Source organism: Candidatus Zixiibacteriota bacterium (genome assembly GCA_040753495.1).
Classification (GTDB): domain Bacteria; phylum Zixibacteria; class MSB-5A5; order GN15; family PGXB01; genus DYGG01.
Map to the genome: position 1 here is coordinate 1 of JBFMEF010000118.1, position 25,467 is coordinate 25,467.

At 50.4% G+C, this 25,467-nt stretch carries 21 protein-coding genes; 7 read left to right on the plus strand and 14 right to left on the minus strand.

Going from position 1 to position 25,467, the window contains the following annotated elements; genetic code table 11:
* From AB1690_07695 to AB1690_07720, 6 genes are all read left to right on the plus strand, one after another.
* On the plus strand, window positions 1-721 hold a 721-nt coding region (locus tag AB1690_07695), incomplete at its 5' end, for a hypothetical protein (protein ID MEW6015190.1).
* 3 nt (window positions 722-724) lie between these two features.
* A complete protein-coding gene (locus AB1690_07700) occupies window positions 725-2,503 on the plus strand; it encodes a response regulator (protein MEW6015191.1) in 1,779 nt (592 codons plus the stop codon).
* A 16-nt stretch (window positions 2,504-2,519) separates the two neighbouring features.
* The gene (locus AB1690_07705) at window positions 2,520-3,947 is read left to right on the plus strand and encodes a PAS domain-containing sensor histidine kinase (protein ID MEW6015192.1); all 1,428 of its coding nucleotides are present in this window, start codon (window positions 2,520-2,522) and stop codon (window positions 3,945-3,947) included.
* Between the two features lie 72 nt (window positions 3,948-4,019).
* The gene (locus AB1690_07710; protein MEW6015193.1) at window positions 4,020-4,406 is read left to right on the plus strand and encodes a response regulator; all 387 of its coding nucleotides are present in this window, start codon (window positions 4,020-4,022) and stop codon (window positions 4,404-4,406) included.
* Window positions 4,407-4,662: 256 nt separating this feature from the next.
* Window positions 4,663-6,624 (plus strand): CHRD domain-containing protein, encoded by a 1,962-nt coding sequence (locus AB1690_07715; GenBank protein ID MEW6015194.1) that lies wholly within the window; start codon window positions 4,663-4,665, stop codon window positions 6,622-6,624.
* 113 nt (window positions 6,625-6,737) lie between these two features.
* The gene (locus AB1690_07720; protein MEW6015195.1) at window positions 6,738-8,372 is read left to right on the plus strand and encodes a C69 family dipeptidase; all 1,635 of its coding nucleotides are present in this window, start codon (window positions 6,738-6,740) and stop codon (window positions 8,370-8,372) included.
* Between the two features lie 15 nt (window positions 8,373-8,387).
* Here AB1690_07720 and AB1690_07725 read toward each other — a convergent pair whose 3' ends face one another.
* Complete coding sequence (locus AB1690_07725) at window positions 8,388-8,909, minus strand: DUF2250 domain-containing protein (protein MEW6015196.1); 522 nt, start codon at window positions 8,907-8,909, stop codon at window positions 8,388-8,390.
* 104 nt (window positions 8,910-9,013) lie between these two features.
* Between AB1690_07725 and AB1690_07730 the strand changes: the two genes are divergently transcribed.
* A complete protein-coding gene (locus AB1690_07730) occupies window positions 9,014-11,095 on the plus strand; it encodes a hypothetical protein (protein MEW6015197.1) in 2,082 nt (693 codons plus the stop codon).
* 36 nt (window positions 11,096-11,131) lie between these two features.
* Here AB1690_07730 and AB1690_07735 read toward each other — a convergent pair whose 3' ends face one another.
* The 13 genes from AB1690_07735 to AB1690_07795 all read right to left on the minus strand — a co-directional run.
* Entirely contained in the window at window positions 11,132-11,443 is a 312-nt protein-coding gene (locus AB1690_07735) for a GYD domain-containing protein (protein ID MEW6015198.1), read from the minus strand.
* A 48-nt stretch (window positions 11,444-11,491) separates the two neighbouring features.
* Window positions 11,492-12,418: a DUF4340 domain-containing protein gene (locus AB1690_07740; GenBank protein MEW6015199.1), complete on the minus strand. Its 927-nt coding sequence runs from the start codon at window positions 12,416-12,418 to the stop codon at window positions 11,492-11,494.
* Entirely contained in the window at window positions 12,415-14,007 is a 1,593-nt protein-coding gene (locus tag AB1690_07745) for a GldG family protein (protein ID MEW6015200.1), read from the minus strand. Before AB1690_07745 ends, AB1690_07740 begins: the two co-directional genes overlap by 4 nt.
* Window positions 14,007-14,717 (minus strand): ABC transporter permease subunit, encoded by a 711-nt coding sequence (locus tag AB1690_07750; protein MEW6015201.1) that lies wholly within the window; start codon window positions 14,715-14,717, stop codon window positions 14,007-14,009. The genes AB1690_07745 and AB1690_07750 overlap by 1 nt, the downstream gene beginning before the upstream one ends.
* 1 nt (window position 14,718) lies before the next feature.
* The gene (locus AB1690_07755) at window positions 14,719-15,657 is read right to left on the minus strand and encodes an ATP-binding cassette domain-containing protein (GenBank protein ID MEW6015202.1); all 939 of its coding nucleotides are present in this window, start codon (window positions 15,655-15,657) and stop codon (window positions 14,719-14,721) included.
* Between the two features lie 143 nt (window positions 15,658-15,800).
* Window positions 15,801-16,154 (minus strand): SH3 domain-containing protein, encoded by a 354-nt coding sequence (locus tag AB1690_07760; protein MEW6015203.1) that lies wholly within the window; start codon window positions 16,152-16,154, stop codon window positions 15,801-15,803.
* An 11-nt stretch (window positions 16,155-16,165) separates the two neighbouring features.
* Window positions 16,166-18,448: a thiamine pyrophosphate-dependent enzyme gene (locus AB1690_07765; GenBank protein MEW6015204.1), complete on the minus strand. Its 2,283-nt coding sequence runs from the start codon at window positions 18,446-18,448 to the stop codon at window positions 16,166-16,168.
* Between the two features lie 98 nt (window positions 18,449-18,546).
* Complete coding sequence (gene kbl / locus AB1690_07770; protein ID MEW6015205.1) at window positions 18,547-19,812, minus strand: glycine C-acetyltransferase; 1,266 nt, start codon at window positions 19,810-19,812, stop codon at window positions 18,547-18,549.
* A gap of 107 nt (window positions 19,813-19,919) precedes the next feature.
* The gene (gene kbl, locus AB1690_07775) at window positions 19,920-21,167 is read right to left on the minus strand and encodes a glycine C-acetyltransferase (protein MEW6015206.1); all 1,248 of its coding nucleotides are present in this window, start codon (window positions 21,165-21,167) and stop codon (window positions 19,920-19,922) included.
* 7 nt (window positions 21,168-21,174) lie between these two features.
* Window positions 21,175-21,426 carry an acyl carrier protein gene (locus tag AB1690_07780; GenBank protein ID MEW6015207.1) on the minus strand — a complete coding sequence of 84 codons (252 nt, stop codon included), beginning with the start codon at window positions 21,424-21,426 and terminating at the stop codon, window positions 21,175-21,177.
* Window positions 21,427-21,448: 22 nt separating this feature from the next.
* Window positions 21,449-23,152 (minus strand): acetate--CoA ligase, encoded by a 1,704-nt coding sequence (acsA, locus tag AB1690_07785; protein ID MEW6015208.1) that lies wholly within the window; start codon window positions 23,150-23,152, stop codon window positions 21,449-21,451.
* 71 nt (window positions 23,153-23,223) lie between these two features.
* On the minus strand, window positions 23,224-24,270 hold the full coding sequence (gene tdh, locus AB1690_07790) for an L-threonine 3-dehydrogenase (protein ID MEW6015209.1): 1,047 nt from the start codon (window positions 24,268-24,270) through the stop codon (window positions 23,224-23,226).
* A 145-nt stretch (window positions 24,271-24,415) separates the two neighbouring features.
* The coding region (locus AB1690_07795) for an ATP-dependent 6-phosphofructokinase (GenBank protein ID MEW6015210.1) at window positions 24,416-25,467 on the minus strand (1,052 nt) is incomplete at its 5' end.

The window sequence follows — 25,467 nt, forward strand, 5'->3', positions numbered from 1 at the left end:
GGAGGCACTAATGAGTCAATTATTACATTTCTCTGAGTACCGACTGCAGGAAACCGCCTTGCTCTTTATGGCGCTGGTTTATATTACCCGCTTGTACTGGCTGACTCGACGCAAACCGGGTCGGGAGCGTCAGGCACCCACTGGTACCGGACTTGCCCGTCCCAGAGCCGCCATCTATTACTCCCTGGCAAACGTTGCTATGCCATGGGGCATGGAAAGCACCCGAAGCAAAATCTTGCTGTATATTCAGTTTGTGATGTTTCACCTCGGAGTTGTCGCCGCCATAGGGCTTTCATTCATTATCCCTTACTCTCCGGGATTACTTTCTTCAGCGCCAATACTCATCCTCCTTCGCGTCCTGATTGCGGCCGCTTTTGCCGTCGGGATAATCAGGATTATTCGACGAGTTACCAGCCCGTATATGCGAGCCATCAGCTCTCCCGATGATTACTTTTCTCTGCTGCTTTTGACCGTTTGGTTTCTTTTTGCCTTTCTTGCCGCGCCGAACGATCTCTCCCGCGGAGAATCTATCCACCTCCTCTTCTTCTTCCTGACCGCTTTCTTTCTGATATATGTCCCTTTCAGCAAAATCTCCCACTACCTGTACTATCCCTTTGCCCGCTATTATCTCGGCAAGACTATGGGGCGCCGCGGAGTCTTTCCTGTAAGAGACGCCGCATCCGCTCAGAGTAAATCCCTCAGAACTCCCATCAGGAACTAATATATGAGAATACAAGACAAAACCAGGTCGCATCGAGCCCAAGTTGTCATCGACAGGATGGGTAAGAAACTGAATCGTCAGATGATGACTTCGCTACTCGCCTGCGTCCATTGCGGTATATGTACCGAATCATGCCATTATGTCCTCTCCAATCCCGGCGACCCGACTTTTGCCCCTTCTTATAAAGCCGACCAGATTCGCAAGTTTTTCAAGCGCCACTATGACTGGACCGGTCGGATAATTCCCTGGTGGGTTAAGGCGAGAAGCCTTTACAGCGATGAAGAACTGGAGCAACTCAAAGATACCGTCTTCGGCAAATGCACCAACTGCCGTCGTTGCACGCTGAACTGCCCTATGGGTGTTGACTATCCGACCTTCAACCGCATGGCGCGCGGTTTACTGGTCTCCGTGGGGATAATGCCCGAGGGAGTAGCCGTAGTCAGTAAAGACCAGTGGGAAATCGGCAACCAGATGGGTGTCCTCAAAGAAGACTATCTCGAGACCCTGGAGTGGCTTTCGGACGAACTGGAGGAAGAATACGGCGACCCCAGAGCCCGCATCCCTATCGATGTTAAGAATGCAAACGTCGTCTACGCCGTCAATCCGCGCGAAATCAAATATGACCCGCGAACCATTTCCGATGCCGCCAGAATATTCTACCTTGCCGGTGAGCATTGGACCATGCCGAGTGAAGGATGGGACATGACTAATTTCGGTCTCTTCTCCGGTGATGATGAGCTCGGCGGCGTAGTGGCGCGCCGTCTGTATGATAAGGTCACCGAACTCAAAGGACGGAAACTGGTCATATCGGAATGTGGTCATGGGTATCGCTCCACCCGCTGCGAGGGGCAGAACTGGGCGCAATATGATGTTGATTTTGAAATGGAATCGTCGGTCATAACCATGCTCCGCTATATACAGGAACAACGGATATCAGTAGATAAATCCCGCAATCCGGTAACCGTTACCTTCCATGACTCCTGTAATAACGCCCGAAGCTGCGGTTTGACCGAAGAGCCCAGGGAGCTGTTGAAATATGTGGTCGAATCTTTTCAGGAGATGTATCCCAACCGGGCGGAGAATTTCTGCTGCACGGGAGGGGGCGGCGCCATGTCGATGTCGGAATATACGCCGCGTCGTCTTAAATCAGCGAAAATCAAAGCCGACCAATTGCGCGCAACCGGCGCCGGAATCGTGGTCACCTCCTGCCATAACTGTGTGGATGGCTTATCCGACCTGATTAAACATTACCAGCTGGGGATGAAAGTTACGCAGCTGGTCAATCTGGTGGCGTCAGCCCTGGTTGTGCCGGAGCGGGTGACAGTTCCGACCGTCGGAGTCGCGGCCGTGGCAGCCGATGGTTCTCTGGCCGGGCGCACCATCCTGATCATAGACGACGAGCCTGACTTTGTCGTCTATGCTTCGGCGGTATTTGAAGACCACGGGGCGACAGTGCAGAGCGCCTACAACGGCGATGCCGGTCTGAAGATTGCAGAGTCCATGAAACCGGACCTTATTACGCTCGACTTGTCAATGCCGGGAATGTCGGGACAGGAGCTCTTTGAAAAACTTCGCTCTCACGGCGCCCTGCGGAACATTCCGGTCTGTATCATTACCGGCCAGCCCGAATTGCGGAAACTGATTTACGACCGGCCGGTGACTCCTCCCGAAGGATTCATGGGAAAACCAGTCGATGAGGAGCAGCTTCTGCTTAACGTGCGGAAGATACTGAAGATTCCCCATCTCAAGGATGACGTCAAATCAGAAAGTCGCAAATTATGAACCGGAAAAGAGCCGTATGAACGACCTGTTCAAAAGCTATTTTGATTCAATGCCCTGCTATATCACAGTGCAGGACCGGGATTTTCACGTGGTACAGGCAAACCGCCTATTCCGCGATGACTTTGGTGAAGTCGAAGGCCGCTTTTGCTACCAGGTATATAAACATCGCTCCGAAAAATGCGAAATCTGCCCCGTGGAGAAGACTTTTCGCGACGGGCGCTCCAATCAGAGCCGCGAAATTGTGCGGACCCTCGGCGGACGCGAGGTATCGGTACTGGTCAATACCACTCCCATTACAAACGACCGCGGCGAGATTACCGCCGTGCTCGAAATGTCCACCGATGTGACCGACTTGAGTGTTTTGGAGCAGCAACTGCGCGACAGCCAGAATCGTTATCGTCTGCTGTTTGAGGAGGTGCCTTGTTTTATCTCTATCCAGGACCGCAATTTAAGAATTGTTGAAGCCAATCGGCTCCACCGAGAAACCTTTGAGACCAGATTCGGAGACAAATGCTATAAGGTCTATAAGCATCGCGAGGAGGCATGCTACCCCTGCATTGTGCAACAAACGTTCGAGGACGGCAAGGTGCATCTGCATGAAGAAGTAGTCACGCCGGCATCCGGTAATCCCATCAATGTCATGGTAACCACCGCTCCCTTACGCGGTCGCGGCGGGGAGATTGAGTTGGTCATGGAAATGAGCGCCGATATTACGCAGGTTCGCCAACTTCAATCACAGCTTTCCTCCATCGGTTTAATTATCAGCAGCATTTCACATGACCTGAAAGGATTCCTCAGCGGCCTTGATGGAGGCATCTATCTGGTTAACTCCGGACTCAGCAAAGATGACCGCAAGAGAATCGAAACCGGATGGGAAATGGTCATGCGCAATGTGGGACATGTCCGACGGACCGTCCTCGATATCCTCTATTTTAGCAAAGACCGGCAACCGGAATTGGCGCCAGTTGATACTGTCGGTTTGGTAAAGGAAGTTGCCGAGCAGAGCGTTTCCAAAGCAAAGGAACTCGGCATAAATATGAATCTTGATGTCGAGCCGTCTGCCGGCATCATCCAGGCCGACGCCCGGGCGCTTCGCTCCATGCTGGCTAATTTAATTGAAAACGCTCTGGATGCCTGCCGCCTTGACAGCCGCCAAAATCATCACCAGGTGGATATTCATCTCACCGGGAACACGCATTCTGTCCAGATAGATGTCGTCGACAACGGCATCGGCATGCCACAAGAAGTCCGTGAGAAAGCCTTTTCGCTGTTCTTTTCATCCAAAGGTTCCGGCGGGACCGGCCTTGGACTCTATATTGCCAACAGAATTGTCGGCGCACACGGCGGCAAGATTGAATTGGGATCGGAGGTCGGTAAAGGTTCCCGGTTCCGGGTGGTCCTGCCGCGACAACCGCTCATGCCACAAAGAGATGGAAAAGACTAAGACGACGGGGAAATTCCCTCAGAAAGTAAAATAATTTGTTAATACTAAACAGAACCTGAGAGGTGAAAGATAATGAAGAAGAAAATCCTAATCGTGGATGATGAAGCCGACATGAGACTCTACCTTGAGTCACTTATTGCCGAGCAAGGCTATGAAACGGCAACCGCATCCGACGGCGACAACGGGTATGACCTGGCGAAATCGTTTAAGCCTGACGTTATTACTCTGGATGTGATTATGGAGCGGGAAACGGGAATCAAATTCTATCGAAACCTGTTAAAAGACCCGGCTCTGAAAGGCACGCCGGTCATTATTATCAGCGGTGTAGGCCGTTATAACGAGCTTTTCGGTCGCGACCATGCCACCATGCCAAAACCGTTTGCTTTCATTGAGAAACCACCTGATGTAGCGCAGTTGCTGTCGAAAATTGAATCCGCGGCAAATCACCCGGTTTCTTAAGCCGGCTGCATTCAGCGGTGGCAGGCGCCAGCATATAATATGACATCCGGAAGACAGCATCGGTTATCCGGATTTTCCCTCTGCCCGGATATCTGACCTCCCCGGCCAGCATTCTCATAAATGGGTCGATTTATCGCCGTTATTTTTGTCCCAAAAACAGCGGTATTAATGGAACATTTGGCAAAAGCAAAATGTTAGTGTAAATATCGACTCGTTTAGTCAACGTTCTGTCTTATCTAAATCATAGGAGGATTCAATGCGCCGAGGAGTGAGAATGCTCGGAGTTTTCCTGTTGCCAGTGATTTTTATCGCTGTCCTCACCAACAGCGCCGCTGCGGTAATACACAATATCAGCATCGGCAATTTCTTCTTCAGCCCCCCCAATACGACCGTAAATCCCGGGGATACCGTTCGTTGGACAATGGTAGGCGGTATTATCCATACTACCACATCGGATATTGGCTCTCCTAAAAGCTGGAATTCGGGCGATATGTCGGTGAGCGATACTTATGATGTTGTCTTCACTGCCGGCGATGGCCCCGGTCCCTTTCCCTACCATTGCGCCTATCATCCGACCATGGTGGACACGATATTCATGGCGCCGGCGCCGGCTGAATCCACGGTCTTTGTATTCCTTATGAATGAAGCCCAGTCGAATTCATGTGCCGGGACCGGCAGCGCGGCAACCGGATTTGGAGTGGCTGTCTTAAGCAGCGATTCGACGCAGCTATCTTTTCATATTGTCCATAATGTTGCGGGGGCGGTTGATGCGCATGTCCACCTGGGCGCTCCCTGTGTCGAAGGAGGGATAGTCTTTCCGTTCTCGTCACCGGTCAGTCCGATTGTGCAAAACTGGGCATTGACGCCTACTGATGTCGCCAACCTGTTTGCCGGCAATCTCTATGTGAATATCCATTCACCATCGTCTCCTGCCGGCGAGATCCGGGGGCAGATTGTCCCGACCGAAATCAGATTTTTATTTACGCTTGACGAAGCGCAGTCAAATGGCGGGGCCGGAACCGGCAGTTTTGCCAATGGAGTTGCCATCGGGTTACTCAATGCCAACGGCAAAGAGCTTTCGACGACCGTCAGGCATAATGTTACCTCCCCGGCGGACGCGCATATTCATATCGGGGCGCCCGGCGTTGAAGGTGGAATCAAATTCGGATTCAGCAATCCGGTCAGCCCAATTACCGGAACCTGGATGCTTGGCAAACAGGATATTATTGACCTTCTGTCTGGGAATCTCTATATCAATGTTCATTCGACAGCCTTCCCGGCAGGGGAAATCAGGGGACAATATGTCAACTCGGATTTAGTATTTGCATCGCGGCTGGATGAAGAGCAGTCTGGCAATACCGGCAGCGCCGCCACAGGATTCAGCTCCTTAGTGCTCAAAACCGACCCATATAAGCCGATACAACTCAGCATATATTGCGAGCATAATGTCGTTAATCCGGTCGATGCCCATATCCATCTGGGCGCCCCGGGAGTCGATGGTCCCATTCAATTTGCCTTCAGCAGTCCAGTCAGCCCTATATCCGACACCTGGTTCCTCAGCAACAACGACTTGACAAATCTGCTCGACGGCAATCTCTATATAAATATTCACTCCCCCACTTTCCCGGCCGGGGAAATACGCGGGCAATACAATCTGATGGATTCGATATCGATTAAGTTCTATCTGGACGACAATCAGGCAAACAACTGCGCCGGCACCGGCAGCACTGCCTTAGGGACCGGAACGGTGGTGTTGAAGCCGGGTGGACGGGAATTGACCGTTTCCCTGACCCATAATGTATCTAGCCCGGTAGATGGCCATATACATCTGGGAGGCCCGTGTATAACCGGCGGTATATTGTTTGGGTTTTCCAGCCCCATAAGCCCGATTAAGGATGTCTGGTACCTGACTCCGCTCGATATTGTGGACTTACTGCAGAAGGAACTTTATGCCAATGTTCATTCGACTGCTTTCCCGGCCGAAGAAATCCGCGGACAGATAGTGCCGCCGTCATTCATTTGCGGCGATGCCAACGGAAACGGTTCGATAAATATTCTGGATGCCACTTTCATTATTGCTTACCTGTTTAAGAGCGGTCCTGAGCCGGTTCCGCTGCAGGCTGCCAATGTCAATAACACCGGTGGAATAAACATTCTTGATGCCACCTATCTGATAAGTTTCCTCTTTAAGAACGGGCCCGATCCTAACTGCCCATAAAACAAGAAAGATTCAGCCAAAAGGAAGAGTCGGCAGGCTCTTCCTTTTTTTATTTATTTGTCATAAACCCGGGTAGCCCCTATCTTTAGATTATTATTGCTCGGGAGGACTGTATGCTCAGAAACGTTATTCTAACCATAGTAGTATGGTTCTTTTTCATTGCCCTGGATGCCGCCGGATGCACCAGCCTCTTGGTGACAGCCGGAGCGTCAACTGACGGCTCCACCATGATTACTTACACCTGTGACGGCGAGTTTCATCCGCATCTGGAATATCTGCCGGCCGCAGATTATGCCGCCGGCGATTCCCTGGAAATCGTGGACTGGCATGGAAAAAAGAAAGGTAAAATCATTCAGGTGCCGCATACCTACGCCGTGGTCGGAATGATGAATGAACATCAACTGGCTATCAGCGAAACTACCTTTGACGGCCGCCCGGAACTGGAAAACAAGGAGGGGATGCTGCATTACTTTGACCTGATTATCCTTGCGCTGCAGAGGTCGAAAACTGCCCGCGATGCCATAAATGTAATGACGGCGCTATGTAACGAGTACGGTTACGGCGCTACCGGCGAATCTTTCTCCATAGCGGATACCAAAGAAGTCTGGATAATGGAACTGATTGGAATGGGTCCGGTCAGGAAGGGAGCAGTCTGGGTGGCTCTGAGGGTACCGGATGGATATATCGCCGCCCATGCCAACAAGGCGCGCATTGGAGAATTTCCGCTGGACGACTCCAAGAACTGCCTATACTCGGAGAACGTGATAAGTTTCGCCGTCGAGATGGGGTATTATAATCCTGAGAGCGGCAAGCCCTTTCGTTTCTGCGATATCTATTGTCCCCCCACTCCCAAGAATCAGAGATATGCGGAGACAAGAGTATGGAGCCTTTTTCGTCGAGCCGCTCCGTCTCTTAATCTCTCTCCTGATTTTCATCGGGGACTCCCCGGGGCGCAACCATATCCCCTCTGGGTCAAACCAGACCATAAGATTTCCGTGGCGGATGTAATGTCGTTGATGAGGGACCATTATGAAGGCACCGCCTATGACATGACACAGGGCATCGATGCCGGTCCGTATAATTCGCCCTATCGCTGGCGACCGATGAATTGGGTGGTGGACTCGGTGGAATATGCCTGGGAAAGGCCGATTTCAACGCAGCAAACCGCCTTCTCCTTTATATCTCAATCACGGGCATATCTTCCTGATGATGTCGGGGGTCTGCTCTGGTATGGCGTTGATGACACTTATACTACCTGCTATTTTCCGCTATACTGCTCCATATCCGAAATTCCCCATTCTTACAACGTCGGTGAACTGAGTCGGTTCAGCTGGGAGTCTGCCTGGTGGGTATTCAATTTTGTCGCCAACTTTGCCAATTTGAAATATTCTTACATGATTAAGGATGTCCAGGCGGTACAGAGTGAAATCGAAGCCACTTTTCTTCAACTGCAGCCGGTGGTGGAAAAGAGCGCCTTACATCTAATCGAAAGCGACCGGACGCTGGCGATACGTTATCTCACCGACTATTCCGTCAACGGTGGCGAGCGGGTAATGGCGCGATGGAGAGACTTGGCGGTAGAATTGATAAGGAAATATAATGACGGATATATGCAGGACTCTACTGGTCGTCCCGGGGAAGTGGGGTATCCGGAAGAGTGGCTGAGAAATGTTCTTAAACAACGCTCCGAGCAGTTCCGTCTGCCGACAAAGGCGCCCGATGCCGTCGAATCAAGACTAATAGATTGAGGCGGCGGACAGTTATCATTCGGACAAGTCCCGCGGTCGGAGTTGATTCTCGCGAAGCGGCTGCTCCAGAGCGTTCTTTCCCTTTCGGGTCAGTTCATAATAGGTGTGATTGCGATGTTTAATCCATTTTCCTTTGACAATATTCTTGCGATATTGAATCATAACCGGTTCGACTCTTTTGAGGAATCCCTTCTCCCTGAGAAAGTCATGGCGATTGAAAATCAGTTCTTTATCTTTTCGCAATTGAGCAGCGACTGCCAGCGAATAATCGGCACCGTAAGCGCTGTGGTGTTGCAAGATTAAATAATCGACCGGTTCGAGGATTTGCCGCTCAATTCGGGGCATGGCTTTATCCTTCTCCATAATCTCTGCCCAGTTTAGATTTATCAATCGCGGCTTTTCGGCTTTGGAAAGGTTGCCGCAATCGGCGCGATGCACCTTTATAAGGTTTTCGTGGCTGTAGTAACCGACTATGGCATCATTCTCAGACGGATTGCAGCAGCCGGCAAGACTGTATCCCGGTCGCAGTTTCATCATTTACCTCATTGCGCTAATATAAACAGAAGCGTCAAAATTACAAAAGGGAGTTCCGGAAGAGAATGCTTGCGGTAAGCCTTTTCTGAGTTTATTTTCTCCTGAAGATGAAATCACCTGATAAGCATCGTTTACAGAATACCGTATGGTATCTCCTGGGCGCGGCAGCGCTGGGGATGGGGCTCTTCTTTCGTTTCTATCGCCTCGATTTAGACCCTCCCTATTTCTTTGCCGGTACAACTCAGGACCTTCTCACCGACCCTTACAATGTAATCCATTATGCCCGAAACAAGATACTGTTCGGAATCTGGGACATTTTTGATTACCCGCGCTGGATTGTATTTAAGTACACTCTTTCGTCCTATGCCGCTTTTTTAACTTTTGCAATTGCAGGAGTTTCCCGAGTCGCCGCTAATTTTTCCGCCGCGGCGCTCAATCTGGGCGGGATTTTACTTTTCCTGGCAGGGCTTTGGCGCTATTCACGCAAAGCGACCTGTATTGCAGCGGTTCTCTTGCTGGCCGACATAACGCTTCTCACTTATGGCCGTCTCCCCTTCATGGAGAACGGATTAATATTTCTCTCCGGTCTATGCTACTTTGTTTTTGTCCGATTCAATAGGAGCAAGGCGACTGAGATAATTTTGGGGGCGGTTGCCGCTCTCTGCTTCCTCTCGGGAAAAGCCTTCGGCATCGTGATGATTATCCCCCCACTCTATTTGATTCTCCGGGGCGAGCCAATCAGCCGTCGGCAGCGCCTTATTATGCTTTTGGTTTCCTTTGCCCTTACCATTCTTGTGGCAGGTTATATCTACTATGGGAAGAATTTCGATTCTGTCTATCAATATTTATCGGAGCAATCAGTCGGCATGTACGGGCTGCCGGCGGCCCTCACCTCGCCGGTCAGTCTGATAATTCAGGCAATGACTTTCGGTGGGCAATCCCGCCTTTTCTATTTTATACCGGGAACGTTGCTTTTGCTGGCGGTCTGTATCCTGATATATATTTGGCGCGAGAAAACCGAGACAGTATCCACCGAGCATAAGCGGCAACTTGGTTTCAATGCCGCCTGGCTTCTGGCCGGTTTTGCCTTTTTGATGTTATTTAATCACAGGCCGCTGCGCTATCAGCTTTTTCTGCTGCTGCCTGTCTCAGGTATTATAGGCTTGACAATAGCGCAATATCCTTACAAAATGCTTGTCAAGGCAAAACGCTTTCTCAAGTTCGCTTTGACTTTTCTTCTTTTCTGGTATCTGGGAGCGCAGGCTGTTCTAATTTTTTCCAATGTATCAATATATAATAATGTCATTAACGCCGTCTGGTGGGGCTTGATTCCAGCCATAATCCTGATCTCATTCACAGCGCTCTTCCCTGCCGCTTTCGGCAAATTGCTCCAGGGTGCAATGAAGTATTCTTATGTAATGGTTCTTCTGTTCCTCATTCATCAAGGTGTCTGGGTCTATGAATGGCTTGATAAATCAACGTATGATTTAAAAAGAGCCGGATATGACCTCTCTCAAATTGTCAATGAAGATGCCGTCATCGTAGGACCTTACTCTTCGGCTTTAACCATAGATACCAGGCTCCGCTCTTTCATTTATATGTTCGGATTGGTGCAAAAGGAGCCCCATCTCTTTGCCAAATATAATCTGACCCATCTGGCAACAGATGAGGCAAATCTGGGGGCGGCGGTTCGAGATTACGGCAAAACGGTGGAGAATCTACCTCTCACAAGATACTTTGCCAGAGACGTTGAAGTACAGGTTATTGCCGTCAACAGGCAGGATGCGACACAGAGATATATACCGACCGCATATGAAATGGCCGCGGACCTTTATAATGAGCGCAAACCTGACAGCGCAGAGATTTTTGTCAGGGAATTTCTCGGCCGCTATCCCCGGAGCCGTTCGGCGCTGGTGTTGCTCAGCAATATATATTTACAGACTCAGAGATTCAATGAAGCGATAAAGACCTTTGACCAGTTAATAAATATTTATCCCCGGGATTCTTATCTCTATTTTTACAACGGCCTTTACCATTATCGCCTCTATCTCATAACCCGTGACATTCAGTTCCTGAAGCAGTCGGAGCGATTATATGAATCAGCGGTGCAGATTAATCCGACGCTTGAAGATGATGTCGGGCTCTCTAAGAAGCAAACTGATCAGATGTTCCGCAGGCCGTCGCCATAATGATGGTTCAACGGGGCTGGGGACAATCCGGCTTACTCAGGACAACAACCGCGTAAAATCCTCATATGAAATGACCGGCCAGGTTTCCGTTTCAAGAATCCCTTTGGCGTTAATCGCCGATGCCACTTTGAATGCCAGGGTCTGTTCGGGGGCGTCGAATATTGCCAGATAGTCATACCGACCGAGGGTGGCGTATAGATTGATTAATTTGATATGATTCTCCGCAAATACATCAAAAGATATTTCTACCTGGCTGGATAAGTCACTGTGGAGTTTCTTGGCATTCGGATTAATGGTCATAGCCATGATATAAGTCGCCATGCTTCCTCCCTTGATTGTTACCGACAAAATAGCTGCCCCTCCTTGCCGGAACAACAACAAAATGGCGCAGAATTGTCAATCGGGCAAGAAACTGGCGAAATCTTTTCTGAGCGATTCAAAATTAGTCTTACTCAGCACAAGCGTATCGTCAGGCACAACCCGGCGGCAGAAGAATCGCAGCGAATCTTGCGGCGAGGGGGCAAAATCAAGTTGGTAGAGAGAATCGGCGCTGGTCACTCGAACGGTCAGCAGCGGCGGTTGAAAGTTTATCAAGCCGGATTCGTCGGCAGTGGGGAATTCAGAGCCTGACAGACGGCTTAAGCGGTTGATAAAGGCGGCCGTTTTCAGGCTGTCGGCTTCGACGGCGTCAGCGTATGGTTTCTTTGCCACCAGCCATCTCGTGGAATCTCTTTTAATGCGGTAAGCGCGGTCCGGATAAATAAACTCAACTTCATTGATATCTTCAGGCTTAAGGGAGAGAATTGTCCTATCCAGCCATTGAGAGCGCTGCCGGGAAAAATTAAATGACAACTGTCCTGCCGCCAGATAGACTTCGGAGGAACCCGGAATCCTGACATAACTGCTGGAGAAATCGGGGCTCATTTTTCCAATGATTATCTGGCCGAGCAGTCTCTCCCCGGTATAAAATTGCGCCAGATTGCCGTTAAGGCTATCGACCATGAATTCCTGCTGTCGTTCCGGATTCTGGGACACGATGGTGCCGACTTTCATCTCAGCCGCCGCAGTCAGCAGACTCTTGACTGCCATACTGTCAGCCGGACGATTGCGAGAATCCCGCAAATACCATCGCCCGTCGTTGAGCTCAAATTCATAGCGGTTTTGGGACTGCTGAAGAATTATTCTATCGATCTGGCTCGGGTCAAGTTTGAGAAAGTTCTCAATTGTCTTTCCAGACATTTCGCTCTTTTCAACTTTGCTCTGGATTATCCAGATTAGAAGAAAGGCAACCAGGAATCCCCCCGGGATTAAGAGTCGTCTCATAATGATTCCCTCCTGCGAAGCGAACGGCGAATTTGCCACCTTAATATACCAAAGAGAATGACGACAATCGGCATCGCCAGGATATTGACATATTTAATCACTTTCTTGGCGCCGTCGGAAGTCTCTTCCAGCACTCTCATGCCGACTTCTTTGGAGCGAATGGAAATCAAGCCTTTATCTTGCGACAGCCAGTCGGCGATATTGAGGAGCAGCGCGAATCCGCTTTCGTTGCGGCGGAAGTCATCGGTAATAAAGGAGCCATTTCCGACCACGATGATACGGGCATCGCTGGTGGAATCAAGCGCCATCGGAGCCATGGAGACTGAACCGGTGTCATCCCCGGGATAATTTGGCTTGGCTTTGTCGGCAAAGTAGCTTCTGATTTTACCGGTGATGACCGTCGCCAGCGGGAGGTTGGACATTGAAAAGTCAGCCGTTACAAATTCCCGCTCCGGGGCGATATTAAACGGACGCCCAATCATACCCGACTGCTTGGAGCTGGCGAAAAGCACCTCCCGCTCCGTTCCGCTGCCGACCGGCACGGAAAGGTCGAGCGGGCTGGCATATATCAGCCCCAGGGATTTAAAGTCTTTTACGACCGGTATCTCCTCGTTGAAATTGGTAATAGCGAGGTAGAACGGATATTTCACAATACTCTGCATCTGATACTGGCCAAAAGTCCTCATCACCGGCACCAGATTACACTGCATATCCACCACCAGATTCTCCTGCAACCCGACGCCGTAATGCTTCAGCAGACTGTCCAGTCCGCTGTTAATCGGGGTTACGCGTGCCTGGGCAATGTCAACCTCGAAACGGTCAAGCAGAAACGCTACCCGTCCTCCCCGCATGATATACTGGTCGATCAAGTATATTTCCCAGTCGGTGAAAGCGCTCTTGGGCGAGGCAATAATCAGGATATCAAAATCCTGCGCAATCTCTTTCTGGGTGTTAAGGTCAAGAAATTGCACCATATACTCCCGCTGCAATAGCTGGTAAGCCCACTGCAGACCTTCGGACATATTCGGTTCCCGATGACCGATGGTAAAAGCGACTGATGGCATCTTCGATGAAATCAATTTTTTTATGCTGCCGGAGATTTCATATTCGAGATTATTGGTGTTTTCAATAAATGGAATCACCTCCTGCTTATCGCCGTACAGCAGGACCAATCCTTTATATCCCTTGATAAATTCGGTCTTGTCATTCCTGAAGACATTGAACTGCAGCGGAGGGATGCGATACCCCTGTACCTCCTGCTCTTTATTCTCCTTGGCCGGGTCGATAAATTCGTAATGCAGATAACCTCCCGAATATGCCTTATAGTCATCCAGCATATCTTTGAGATAGCGGGCGTCGCCATTATGGGGCGCGGGAAGGTCATCGGTGAAGAAGACCTTTACGTTGAGGCGGTCGTTAAGATTTCGCATCAGGTCTTTTGAAGCCTCGGACAGGGAATAGATGTTATTGTCGGTAAGGTCCGCCCGGGAAAAGATATTTAGCGAGATGAGATTAATGACAATAAGAATACCGACAACAATGAGGATTAATATCCCGGCGGCTGATCTGGTTTTAGTATCTTTAGCCATTATTTCCACTTCCTGCTTTCGAGTGATTGAATCGTGAGAAATAGAAATAATCCTATCAGCGAAAAGTAATATATCAAATCGCGGGTATCGATAACACCGCGCGCAATATTATTGAAGTGATAATCAATCGATAAGAACTCCAGAAGCGTCGCCAGAAATCCAGGGAAGAAAAAGACTATCTTGTCCAGCAAGAAGAGGACGAAGATGATAACGAAAGATGATATAAAGGCGACAATCTGGTTCTGGCTCAGACTTGATGTGAAAATCCCGATTGACAGATAAACCCCCACTATGAGTATGAGTCCGATATATCCTGCGACAGTGGCGCCCAGGTCCGGCTCACCCAGGGAGGCGATAGTTATATAATGGATTATGGTGAGCAGAAGGGTAACAATCACCAGAAGATAAGCGGCAAGATATTTTCCTATGACCAGCTGCCATTCTTTAAGGGGCAGAGTCATCAGCAACTCGATTGTTCCCAGACGTCGCTCCTCGGAAATCAGCCTCATCGAGAGTGCCGGAATAAAGAAGAGCAGGATAAATCGTACGATTCCAAAAAGTGAGCGCAGGTCGGGAGAATTATTTATAAACAGGGCCGTTGAGAACTGGTATCCGGCAATCAGCAGGAAAAGCGTGATAACCACATAAGCGACCGGCGAATCAAAATAAGAGCGAAATTCTTTTTTCGCCAATACCATAACCTGGTGCATATTAATCCTCCCTTCCGGTCAGCCGGCGGAAGACATCTTCCAGCGAAGTCTCTTCCCTTTTCATCTCCAGCAGCACCGTCTGGTTCTCGACACAGAGACGGAAAATCTCTTCCCTCAGGTCGCGACTCTTCTCAGTTTCTACCGTCAGCCGGAGGTGAGCGCCCTCAGTGTTACCGGCGGAAATGACCTTCTCCACTCCGTCGAGCCGTTCAATCTTATCCAGAAACGAATCGAAGTTGTTCTTGATAAGGAGCTGAATTTTCCCCCGCCCTTCGAACGATGCCTGCAGCTCCGACGGCGCCCCATCGGCTACAATCTTGCCCTCATTGATTATGAGAACCCGGTTACAAGTTGCCTCTACTTCAGGCAGGATATGAGAGCAAAGGATAATAGTCTTATCCCGGCCCAGTTCTCTAATGAGATCCCTGATTTCAATGATTTGGTTTGGGTCGAGACCGACAGTTGGTTCATCCAGAATAAGGATTTCCGGGTCGTGCACCAGCGCCTGCGCCAAGCCGACCCGCTGGCGGTACCCTTTGGATAGTTCGCCGATGCTCTTGTGCAGCACATCCTCCAATCCGCAGCGCTCCGCCGCGGTCTTTATATGGGCGCCGTTGGCGCCGCTTTTTCCCCGCCGCATATTTTGCATAAATTCCAGATAATCAATGACGTTCATATCATGATACAGCGGAGCATTCTCAGGAAGGTAGCCAATCTTTTTGCGGACCTCCAGCGAGTCGGTCTGAACATCATAGTTATCGACCAGGGCAGTCCCTGAACTTGGAGAGAGATAGCAGGTAATAATCCTGACTGTGGTCGATTTCCCGGCGCCGTTGGGACCAAGAAATCCGACAACTGTCCCTTTTTCAACCTCAAAGGAGACATTGTCAACAGCCAGGGTAGAACCGTAATACTTGATTAGATTCCGTACCGAAATCATACACCCTCAGCTTGGTCTTAATTCTGATTGACCGTCAAAAATATAAATTTGCTTCAAGTTGTCAAGAGTCTTTGAATCAGATTATACCACGATGAACTCGTATGGTTCCGAATTTGAAGACCGATTTGTATATGTTCTATTGACTATGTTGTCTCGGAACTTAATGCCCCCAAAGGCACCCAGCCTTCTTCGCCCGATGCCGCACGGCACCAGCCCCATCCACTTTCTGTCTTCAGGAGTCTTACCCGCTCCCCAATCTTCAGGCGCAATTCTCTGGCCGAGTAGTCTTCGAGGGCGAACGCCCCGGTGCTAATGGCTTGTAGAATAGTTTCCGGCACCCACCCGGACCGGCCGTCAGGATGCCGACACCATATCCAGCCGGGCCAAGCATTATCTCTCGCAAACGTTTCCAGCTGGTCGCCATTGCGGACAAAGATGGGATCATCATAAGATGGCTCATGCGCAGAAACAGCAACAACTTCGGCGGGAAGTACCACTTAAGGTCCTCTCAGTATTCCACCAACTTCGTAGCGGTATCCAGGATTTGGTCAGCCTGGGGCAGGCAGATAGCATCGCCATCCAAACCATAGGCTACTCGGCAATCCTGGGCATGCAGGACCTTGACCGGGGCATCGAGATAATCAAAGAGATTTTCTGATATGTAGGCGGCGACGGTAGCCCCCACTCCCCCGTAAAATCTGTCTTCTGAAACAATCATGACCCGCGAGCAGTCCTTTACTCCCAGGGCAATAGACTCCCAGTCGATAGGTTTGACCGTCCTCAAATCCAGGATGCGGGCTTCAATATTCTTCCTGGCAAGTTCATCAGCGACGCGCAAGACCATCGGCAGTGATATCCCGTAACTTATCATCAGAAGTTGCCGGGCTTGAGGATTGTAGGTTTGAGCGACCCCAAACGGAGTTAATTGGTCAATAGGCGGATATTTAGCAAGGATATTATAACCGTCCCAGTCGCGGCGATTATAAAGAGCGACCGCTTCGCAAAAAAGGACCGGGTCGCCACAGATGAAAGCAGTTCGCAGAAGACCGGCAGCATCGGCGGCGTTGGACGGCACCGCCACATGTATGCCAGGGATATTTATGAAAGTCCCCAGATTGGCTTCGGAATGCCACATGGCGCCGGCGCCCTGCTTGTAACCGCCGTAGGAGGTCCGAATCACCATCGGCAGACGAATGCGCCCGTTGGAGCGCTGATAAGTTGTCGCGATACGGTCTTTCAACTGCTGATAACCCGGGCTCATATAGTCGATGAACTGAATTTCCGGAAACGGAATGCGCCCTTGATAGGAATGCCCCACCGCCCGCCCCAGAATGCCGGCTTCGTCCAGAGGAGTATTAAATACCCGGTCAGGCCCAAACGCCCGCTGTATATTCTGCGAGACCAGGAAGACTCCTCCTTTGCCTTTCAGTTTGCCGGTCACCGATTCCCCCAGTGCCAGCGTCTCCTTGGGGAAGTCAGCCACATCTTCTCCAAATAGCACCGTATCGCTGGACATCAGGAAAAGGTCAAAAAGAGTATAATTTATCGCCCGCCGCATCATCATCGGCGGCTGCTCTTCGGGCAGCCGGTCAGTCTCAAAATACCCTTTCTTATGAAATTCGCGGTACTTTTCAGGTCTCTGAGAGGCTCTTTGTTTGACCAATTCTTCCCATCGAGCTTGAGCTGTCTCCTTGCGGTATGAATATACCTTGCCCAAGACGTCCGCGGGGGACTTGGTTCTGATATCGGCGACCGCTTCGGCTGATGCTTTTCTGACCAGAGAGTCAATCTCTTCATAGATGGCAAGGAGCTCCTCCTGCGTGAAGATACCGTCTTCAATGAAGCATTTGGCGGTTTTCCGCAGCGGGTCATTGTCGATATGATATCGCTGCTCCTCGATTTGCATGTAGTGCGACTGGTCATCAGAGCCGGAATGGGATTCGAGACGCACGACATTTATATTGGCAATAGCCGGTCCCTTTCCGGAGCCGACATACTCCACCATCTGTCGAAAATTGACCAGTGCCTCTTTGATATCAGTGCCATCGAAGTCCTTTATCATCAAGCCATATTTCTGCATTCCGATGTAACATGACGTAGGGTTGCCATCAGGAAACTGCTCTTTGACACTGGTGGCTATCGCCCATCCGCAATTATAGATGCCGAAGATATTCTTTGTATTATTGAAAGTGGAATAGAAGACAGCCCGACCAAACTCCGGCGATGAAGTCGCCCCCTCGCCGATGGCGCAGAAGACAATGGCATCAGACCGGAACCGTCCCCCCGGAATCCCGGAATCCCCGCGAATCGGAACGGGGTTTTTGAGGGCGTCACCCAATCCGGCCGCTTCCATAGCGTGCGACCCGGTCGGCGAGGCCTGGGGCAGGATAGCCTTCTCGGGATAGGAAGAATGCGCCGGCTGCAGCATGCCGCCGGTCGATTCCGAACGGGGGTCGCCGATTGCCTCCAGAATTTTCTGTTTTATGGTTGCTCCCCGATACAGGTCGAACGCCTTGTTGCGGTAATAACCGATAAATGGGTCATCAGGTTGAAGAATTTCCGCCGCGACCACATCTATCAGCTCCTTACCCCCGCAGCCAATGAAAAATTTGCACAGTCCCTTGCGCAAGAGAATCTTCTCTTCCTGTTCGATACGCCGCGCCAGCACCATTGTGTAATACATCTTGCGCAGAGTTTCTCGTGTCAAACCTCCATACTGGTCAAGCCCCCCTTCACTCCCCTTGCTGAAAGCCGCCTCTTTCAAGAATTCTTTTACTTCGTAAAATGCCACGATATCTCTCCAATACAATGATTACCTGTAATATTTATCAGATACGATGCTTTCTTCATTTCTCTTCAGATTTATCAATTCAAATGCCGTTTTTAGTTCTACCCTATGACACTGAATTTGCGGCCAACCCTGGCAAAAGCTTCCAGCGCCCGGTCCAGATGTTCCCTGGTGTGAGCCGCCGATATCTGCACTCGGATGCGCGACTGTCCTTTTGGCACCACCGGATAGAAAAATCCGATAACGTATATACCTTCGTCATAAAGGGAGCGAGAGATGTTCTGCGCCAGCCAGGCGTCGTTGTCAAATTTTCTCAGATGAACCGGCACAATGGGGTGCTCACCGGGGGCAATATCGAAACCGAGGGCAGTCATTTCGCGCCGGAAATAAGCGGAGTTTTCCCTTAATTGACGTCGCAGGTTGTCGCTCTTTTCAAGAAGGTCAAAAGCCGCCAGGCCCGCGCCGGCAATCACCGGAGCCAGCGTGTTTGAGAACAGATAGGGGCGCGATTTCTGCCGCAATATTTCAATAATCTCACCGCGGCCTGTAGTGAAACCTCCCGATGCGCCTCCCATCGCTTTACCGAGAGTGGAGGTTATGATATCAACTTTACCCATGACATCGTTGTGTTCGACTGCCCCCCGTCCCTTTGAGCCAATAAATCCGGTGGCGTGTGATTCATCGACCATTACCAGTGCGCAGTACCGCTCCGCCAGCGCCGTTATCTCTTTGAGGCGGGCAATGTCGCCATCCATGGAAAAGACACCGTCAGTGGCGATAATGATATTCCTAACCGGTACCGGTTCTTTGGAAAGGGAATCTCCTTCCCAGATATCGACGCCTTCCCGGGCGCCGCGCAAAGCTGTCTCCAGGGAGTTCATATCGGAGTGTTCGTATATATATCGCTTGGCTTTGCAGAGCCTGATGCCGTCGATTATACTGGCATGGTTGAGTGCGTCAGTAATCACAGCATCTTCCGCTCCGAGAAGACTTTCGAAAAGACCGGCGTTGGCGTCAAAGCAGGAGGAGTACAAAATGGTGTCCTCGGTTTCATAGAAACGGGAGATTCTTGCCTCCAGCGCTTTATGAAGGTCCTGCGTGCCGGAAATGAATCTGACCGACGCCATTCCGAAACCGTATCGCCGCAGCGATTTCTGGGCGGCGTCAATAATATCAGGGTGGTTGGCAAGTCCCAGATAGTTGTTAGAGCAGAAATTCAAGACTTCCCGCGGCTTGTCTGCGGCAGGATACTGAACCGTTATTGCCGCCTTCTGTTCTGTCAGAATGATACGTTCTTCCTTGAACAGCCCGGCTTCCCTGATTTTTCGCAGCTCTTCACTCAGGTCATATTTGACACGCTGATACATGGTGCCTCCAGTTTGGGGATAATTCTAATCCAATTTCCCCATATTGGAAAGCCTTTTTTTGAAGTTGGGTGGAAAAAGGGAGGGCGGACTGGTCCGCCCTCACCAGTTTACATGCCGAAGCGGTCGATGATTTCCTGCTTGGTCTTGTGCAAAATATCGAACTTTCGCCCGACTTTGATGAATGCCGCAAGAGCCTTTTCCAGATGATGCATCTCATGCGCCGCCGAAAGCTGAGTCCGAATCCGCGCCTGTCCTTTAGGCACAACCGGGAAGAAAAAGCCGACGGCATAGATACCTTCGGCATACAGCTCTCGGGCAAAGTCCTGAGAGAGCTTGGCGTTGAAGAGCATGACCGGCACAATGGGAGTCTCGCCTTCTTTGATTATCAACCCGGCGTCAGTAAGCCCTTTTCTCCAGAAGGTGGTGTTTCTCTCCAGTTTGTCGCGCCTCTCCGTGGTCTTGCTTATCAGGTCAATCACCGCATTTGCCCCGGAGACCACCACCGGCGGTATGGTATTGGAGAAGAGATAGGGGCGAGCTTTCTGACGACAGAGCTCCACTAATTCCCGTCGGCCTGAAACACAGCCGCCGGATGCCCCACCCAGCGCCTTACCCAGGGTGGTGGTGATAATATCGATTCTGCCCATAACATGGCAGTGCTCGTGAGTGCCCCGACCGGTCTTGCCAATAAAGCCGGAAGCGTGAGAGTCATCGACAAAAACCAGGGCGCCGTATCTCTCGGCAAGCTCAACAATCTGGTCCAGTTTTGCCAGGTCGCCATCCATCGAAAAAGCGCCGTCGGTAATAATCATTTTAATACGGGCGCCTGAATGCAGCTGCAACTTTTCTTCCAGATGTCCCATGTCAGAATGCTTGTAGGTGTCGGTCTGGGCTTTGCACAGGCGCATTCCATCGACTATGGAAGCATGCACTAGACGGTCGGCAATCATCACATCCTGTTCGGTCAACAGAGCCTCAAAGACCCCGGCATTGGCATCCATGCAGGAGGGAAAGAGAATGGTATCTTCCGTCCCGAGAAAACGAGTCAGTTTCTGCTCCAGTTCCTTATGGATATCCTGCGTTCCGCAGATAAAACGGACCGAAGACATCCCATAGCCGCGAAAATCAAGCCCCTTGCGGGCGGCTTCGACCACTTCGGGGTGCGATGAGAGCCCCAGATAATTGTTGGCGCACATATTTATGACGCGCTTGCGCTCCGCTCCGGCCGGAAATTCAACTTCTATTTCAGAATTCTGGGGAGCACAGATAATTCGCTCTTCCTTGAATATGCCAGATTCCCGAATATTGCCGAGTTCCGCCCGGTAGAGTTCTCTGATTGCATCAGGAAATGCCATATTTCACCTACTGCACGTTAAAGTCTTTAAGAAGAGCCACAATATTATTAACAGTGTCAAACGCTTCCGGAGTGGCTTTGGCATCCGGAATCTGAATCTTGTATCTTGTTTCCAGAAAGCGCTTCAGGGAAACCATCGAGAATGAATCAACTATGCCACCGGAAATAAGAGGGGTATCGTACCCGACCTCACGGTCGTCGTCTTCCTCCAGATATTCGTTCTTAACATAGTTCAATATAACTTCACGAACCTCTGCCATGGCAAATACTCCTTTATCTCAATTAATCATTTTCGAGGGTTGATGTATCCCCGATTTCTTCGCCCCATTCTTTGGCGCGAAGAAGCCGGCGCATGATTTTTCCGCTCCTGGTCTTGGGCAGAGAATCGACAAACTCTACCTCCTGCGGCATCGCCAATGGGGAAAGTTTCTTGCGGATGAAATTCATTATGTCGAGCTCCAGCTCCTGAGATGGGCTGTTGCCCGGTTTTAAGGCAATGAATGCCTTTACCACTTCCATATTGACCGGGTCCGGCTTGCCGACCACCGCCGATTCGGCGACTGCCGGATGTTCCAGTAACGCCGATTCAATCTCGAACGGCCCGACCAGATGTCCTCCGGTATTGATAACGTCATCATCTCTTCCCACAAACCAGTAATAACCATCTTCATCGATGCTGGCGCGGTCGCCGCAGATATACCATCCATTCTTAAACTTGCTTTGATAGGTGGCTTCATTGCGCCAATAGGTGCGAAACATGGAGGGCCATCCAGGTTTGAGGGCAATGAGTCCGACAACGCCCGGCTTATTGACCGGCTGATATGTCTTCAAATCAACTACCGTGGCCGTAACACCCGGAAAAGGCTTGCCCATCGAGCCCGCTTTGATCGACATCTCCGGATAGTTGGAAATGACAATGCTGCCGGTTTCGGTCTGCCAAAAAGTATCATGGAACGGCAATCCAAAAACCTTCTTTGACCAGTGCACCGCTTCGGCATTGAGCGGCTCGCCGACCGAGCAAAGATGTCGGAGCGACGAAAGATTACAGCGCCGCACCACCTCCTCCCCTTCTTTCATGAGAGAACGAATGGCAGTCGGGGCGGAATACCAGACGGTTATTTTGTACTTTTCAATGAAACGGTACCAGGTTTCGGCTTTGAATCCGGCATCGAGGACGCATTGAGTAATGCCATTCGCCCAGGGACCGATGACGCCATAGGACGTTCCGGTCACCCAGCCCGGGTCGGCGGTGCACCAGTAGATATCATCCTCACGCAAATCCAGCACATAGCGGGTGGTGATGTACTGCGAAATCAGCGAATAATGGACATGTTGCGCCCCCTTTGGCTTACCCGTCGTGCCGGAGGTATAATGGAGAACTGAGGGCGTTTCCGCGCGGGAAGGATAAATATCGAATCTTTCCAGACGCGGCGCCTTCTCCATGTGAAACGCTACCTCCTTCTCCCGAAGCGGTTTGGAACCATCGTCATCAACAACAATAATATGCTTGAGATATGGAAGCGACTCCAGGATGTTGCGAACCTTTGGCAGATGTTTTCGCTGTGTAATTATTGCCGCGGTCTGCGCATCATCCAGCCTGGTAATCAATGACTCCGAGCCAAAAGCGGAAAAGAGAGGTTGAGCAATCCCGCCCATCTTCAGTATGCCGAGAAATCCAAAGTACAATTCGGGGATGCGGTCCATGAATAGACAAATCCTGTCTCCTGGTTTCAATCCAAGACTTTTCAGAAAACCGGCAATGGTATTGGTCAGAACCGAAAGGTCATAAAAAGTATATTTCCTGACTTCGCCGCCATGTCCTTCCCATATCAGCGCCAGGCGGTCTTTCCTGCCCAGACGAAGGTTGCGGTCGGTGCAATACTCGCCGATGTTTATCACGTCACCGGGACGGTACCCCAGCTCTTTTTCGGATATTTCCCAAGAGAAACGGTTGACGACCTCTTCATATCTACCCATGTTGGGCATTTTCTATCCTCCTGATGACTGCTTTATCTATAGTATATTAGAATAATTCTCTGTGGTGACCGGCCTCACAGTTACATCGTCAGCACCACTTTAGCGGAAGGAGTGGTAGTCGATATTGCCGTTTCAAACGCTTTCAGGAAATCTGTGAAGGGAAACTTATGACTGATAACGGGACGGATATCGACTTTCCCGCTGTCGAGAAGATTTCTAAGTTGATACCAGGTATCAAACATTTTTCGTCCGTTAATCCCAATCACGCGGGCTCCTTTAAAGACAATATTCTGCGCCATATCAAATTCGAAAGGCGCCGGGGCAATGCCAAAGGCGGTAAATGTTCCGGTTCGGCGTAGAATGGCGAAACCGTCACTTACGGCGCTCTTGTTACCAGCCATATCCATAACTACGTCAACTCCCCCGTTGGTTTCATCAAGAATTCTTTCCCGGTAATTCCGGTCCTCAATGACGTTGACGCTCACATCTGCTCCCATTTTGCGGCAAATGTCAAGATTGAAGGGAATCATCCCCAGATTATATATCTTGACAGCGCCGACCGCCCGCGCCACTCCGCAGGCAAACGCCCCGGTTGGACCATCCCCAATAATCGCCACTTTTTTGGCGCCGACATTGCTTTCCATTACAGTATAAACAGCATTGCCGAAAGGCTCCTGGATGCAGGCAATCTCCACCGGAAGGGTGGAATCGTTTTTCCAGCAGCAGACTTCGGGTACGACGGCGTATTCGGCGAAGATGCCGTTAACATCGACTCCCAGGATGGAGAGATTCTGACAGAGATGCATATTTCCGGTGCGACACTGGAAACAATGCAGGCAGGGGATATGAGTCTCGGCTGAGATATAATCGCCGACTTTGATACTTTTCACGGCTGAGCCGACTTCCATAACCTCGCCGCAGCATTCATGCCCGAAAACCAGAGGCGGTTTAATCCGGCTCTGCGCCCAGTTGTCCCAGTTATAAATATGTTTATCGGTGCCGCATATCGAACAGGCCTTTATCTTGAGAAGAACTTCATCTGCCTTCGGCCGGGGAAGGAGAATTTCTGCCATTTCGGCGCCGACCGCTCTTTTGAGTTTCATTGCCGCCAGCATTTTTTCGGGCATCGGTGGTTACTCCAAAAAAAGTAAGAGTGCAATTCAAGTTTGTGAAAATAATAATTTGCCGCGGAAAAGTCAATCCATTAGAGTAAGCGGACTGACTCTCTTTGAAGCCTGTTGGGAAGCTAAATGAGAGATTTTCAGTGCAATTTCAAGATACGGTGACTTCGGACGAGCTGAGAATCTTGGAGTTTTCAACTCCCAGGCAGGTTCCAAGAGAGATTGCCGTAAGTAAGAGAGGATTATCCTTCTCAACTTTGCGCAGTCTGCCGGCTACTTGTTCGATAGGAATGCTGGAAATAGCATTCCCCTGAAGAGCCACCATATTGCCGAATTTGCGTTGATATGCCAGGCGGACCGCCTCGGACCCAAAGCGGCTTGCCAGAATCCGGTCGAATGCGGTTGGCGTCCCACCGCGCAGAAGATGTCCCAGAATGGTGACCCGTGTCTCCAGAGTGGTGATACCTTCAATCTGAGCGGCCAGTTGATTGGAGATTCCTCCAAGCCTGATTTTGTCGGGGCTGTTGGCAATGAGCCGCTTAACAACCATCTCTCCCCCTTCAGGCTTAGCCCCTTCGCCAATAACAATTATCGAAAAATTTCTTCCATCACGATTGCGCGTTTTAATTTTATCGCAGATGACATCGATTTCATATGGAATTTCCGGAATCAGAATAATATCGCCGCCGCTGGCAACGCCCGAAGCCAGCGCCAGCCAGCCGGCATATCGCCCCATGACTTCCACAATCATGACGCGATGATGTGCCTGGGCGGTGGAATGAACCTTGTCAATCGCTTCCGTAGCGGTGGTCACCGCCGAATCAAACCCGAAAGTCTGATCGGTTCCATAAAGGTCATTGTCAATGGTTTTCGGTACGCCGATAATCTGAATTCCTTTCTTGGTCATTCCGGCCGACGCCGCCATGGTGCCATCGCCGCCAATTGCAATTAAAACATCAAGTCCCAACCGCTCAAAATTCTGAACCGCCTGCGAAGAACGGTCAATATATATATATTCATCATCCTGAAGAACCGGAAAGTGAAAGGGGTCGGCACGGTTGGAAGTGCCGAGTATGGTACCGCCGAGAGTCAAAATACCGGAGACATCGTTGGAGGTCAGCTTTCTGTACCTGTTTTCAATCAAGCCCTCATACCCGTCAAGAAAACCGACCACTTCCATTTGGTAGTCGTTTATGGCGGGTT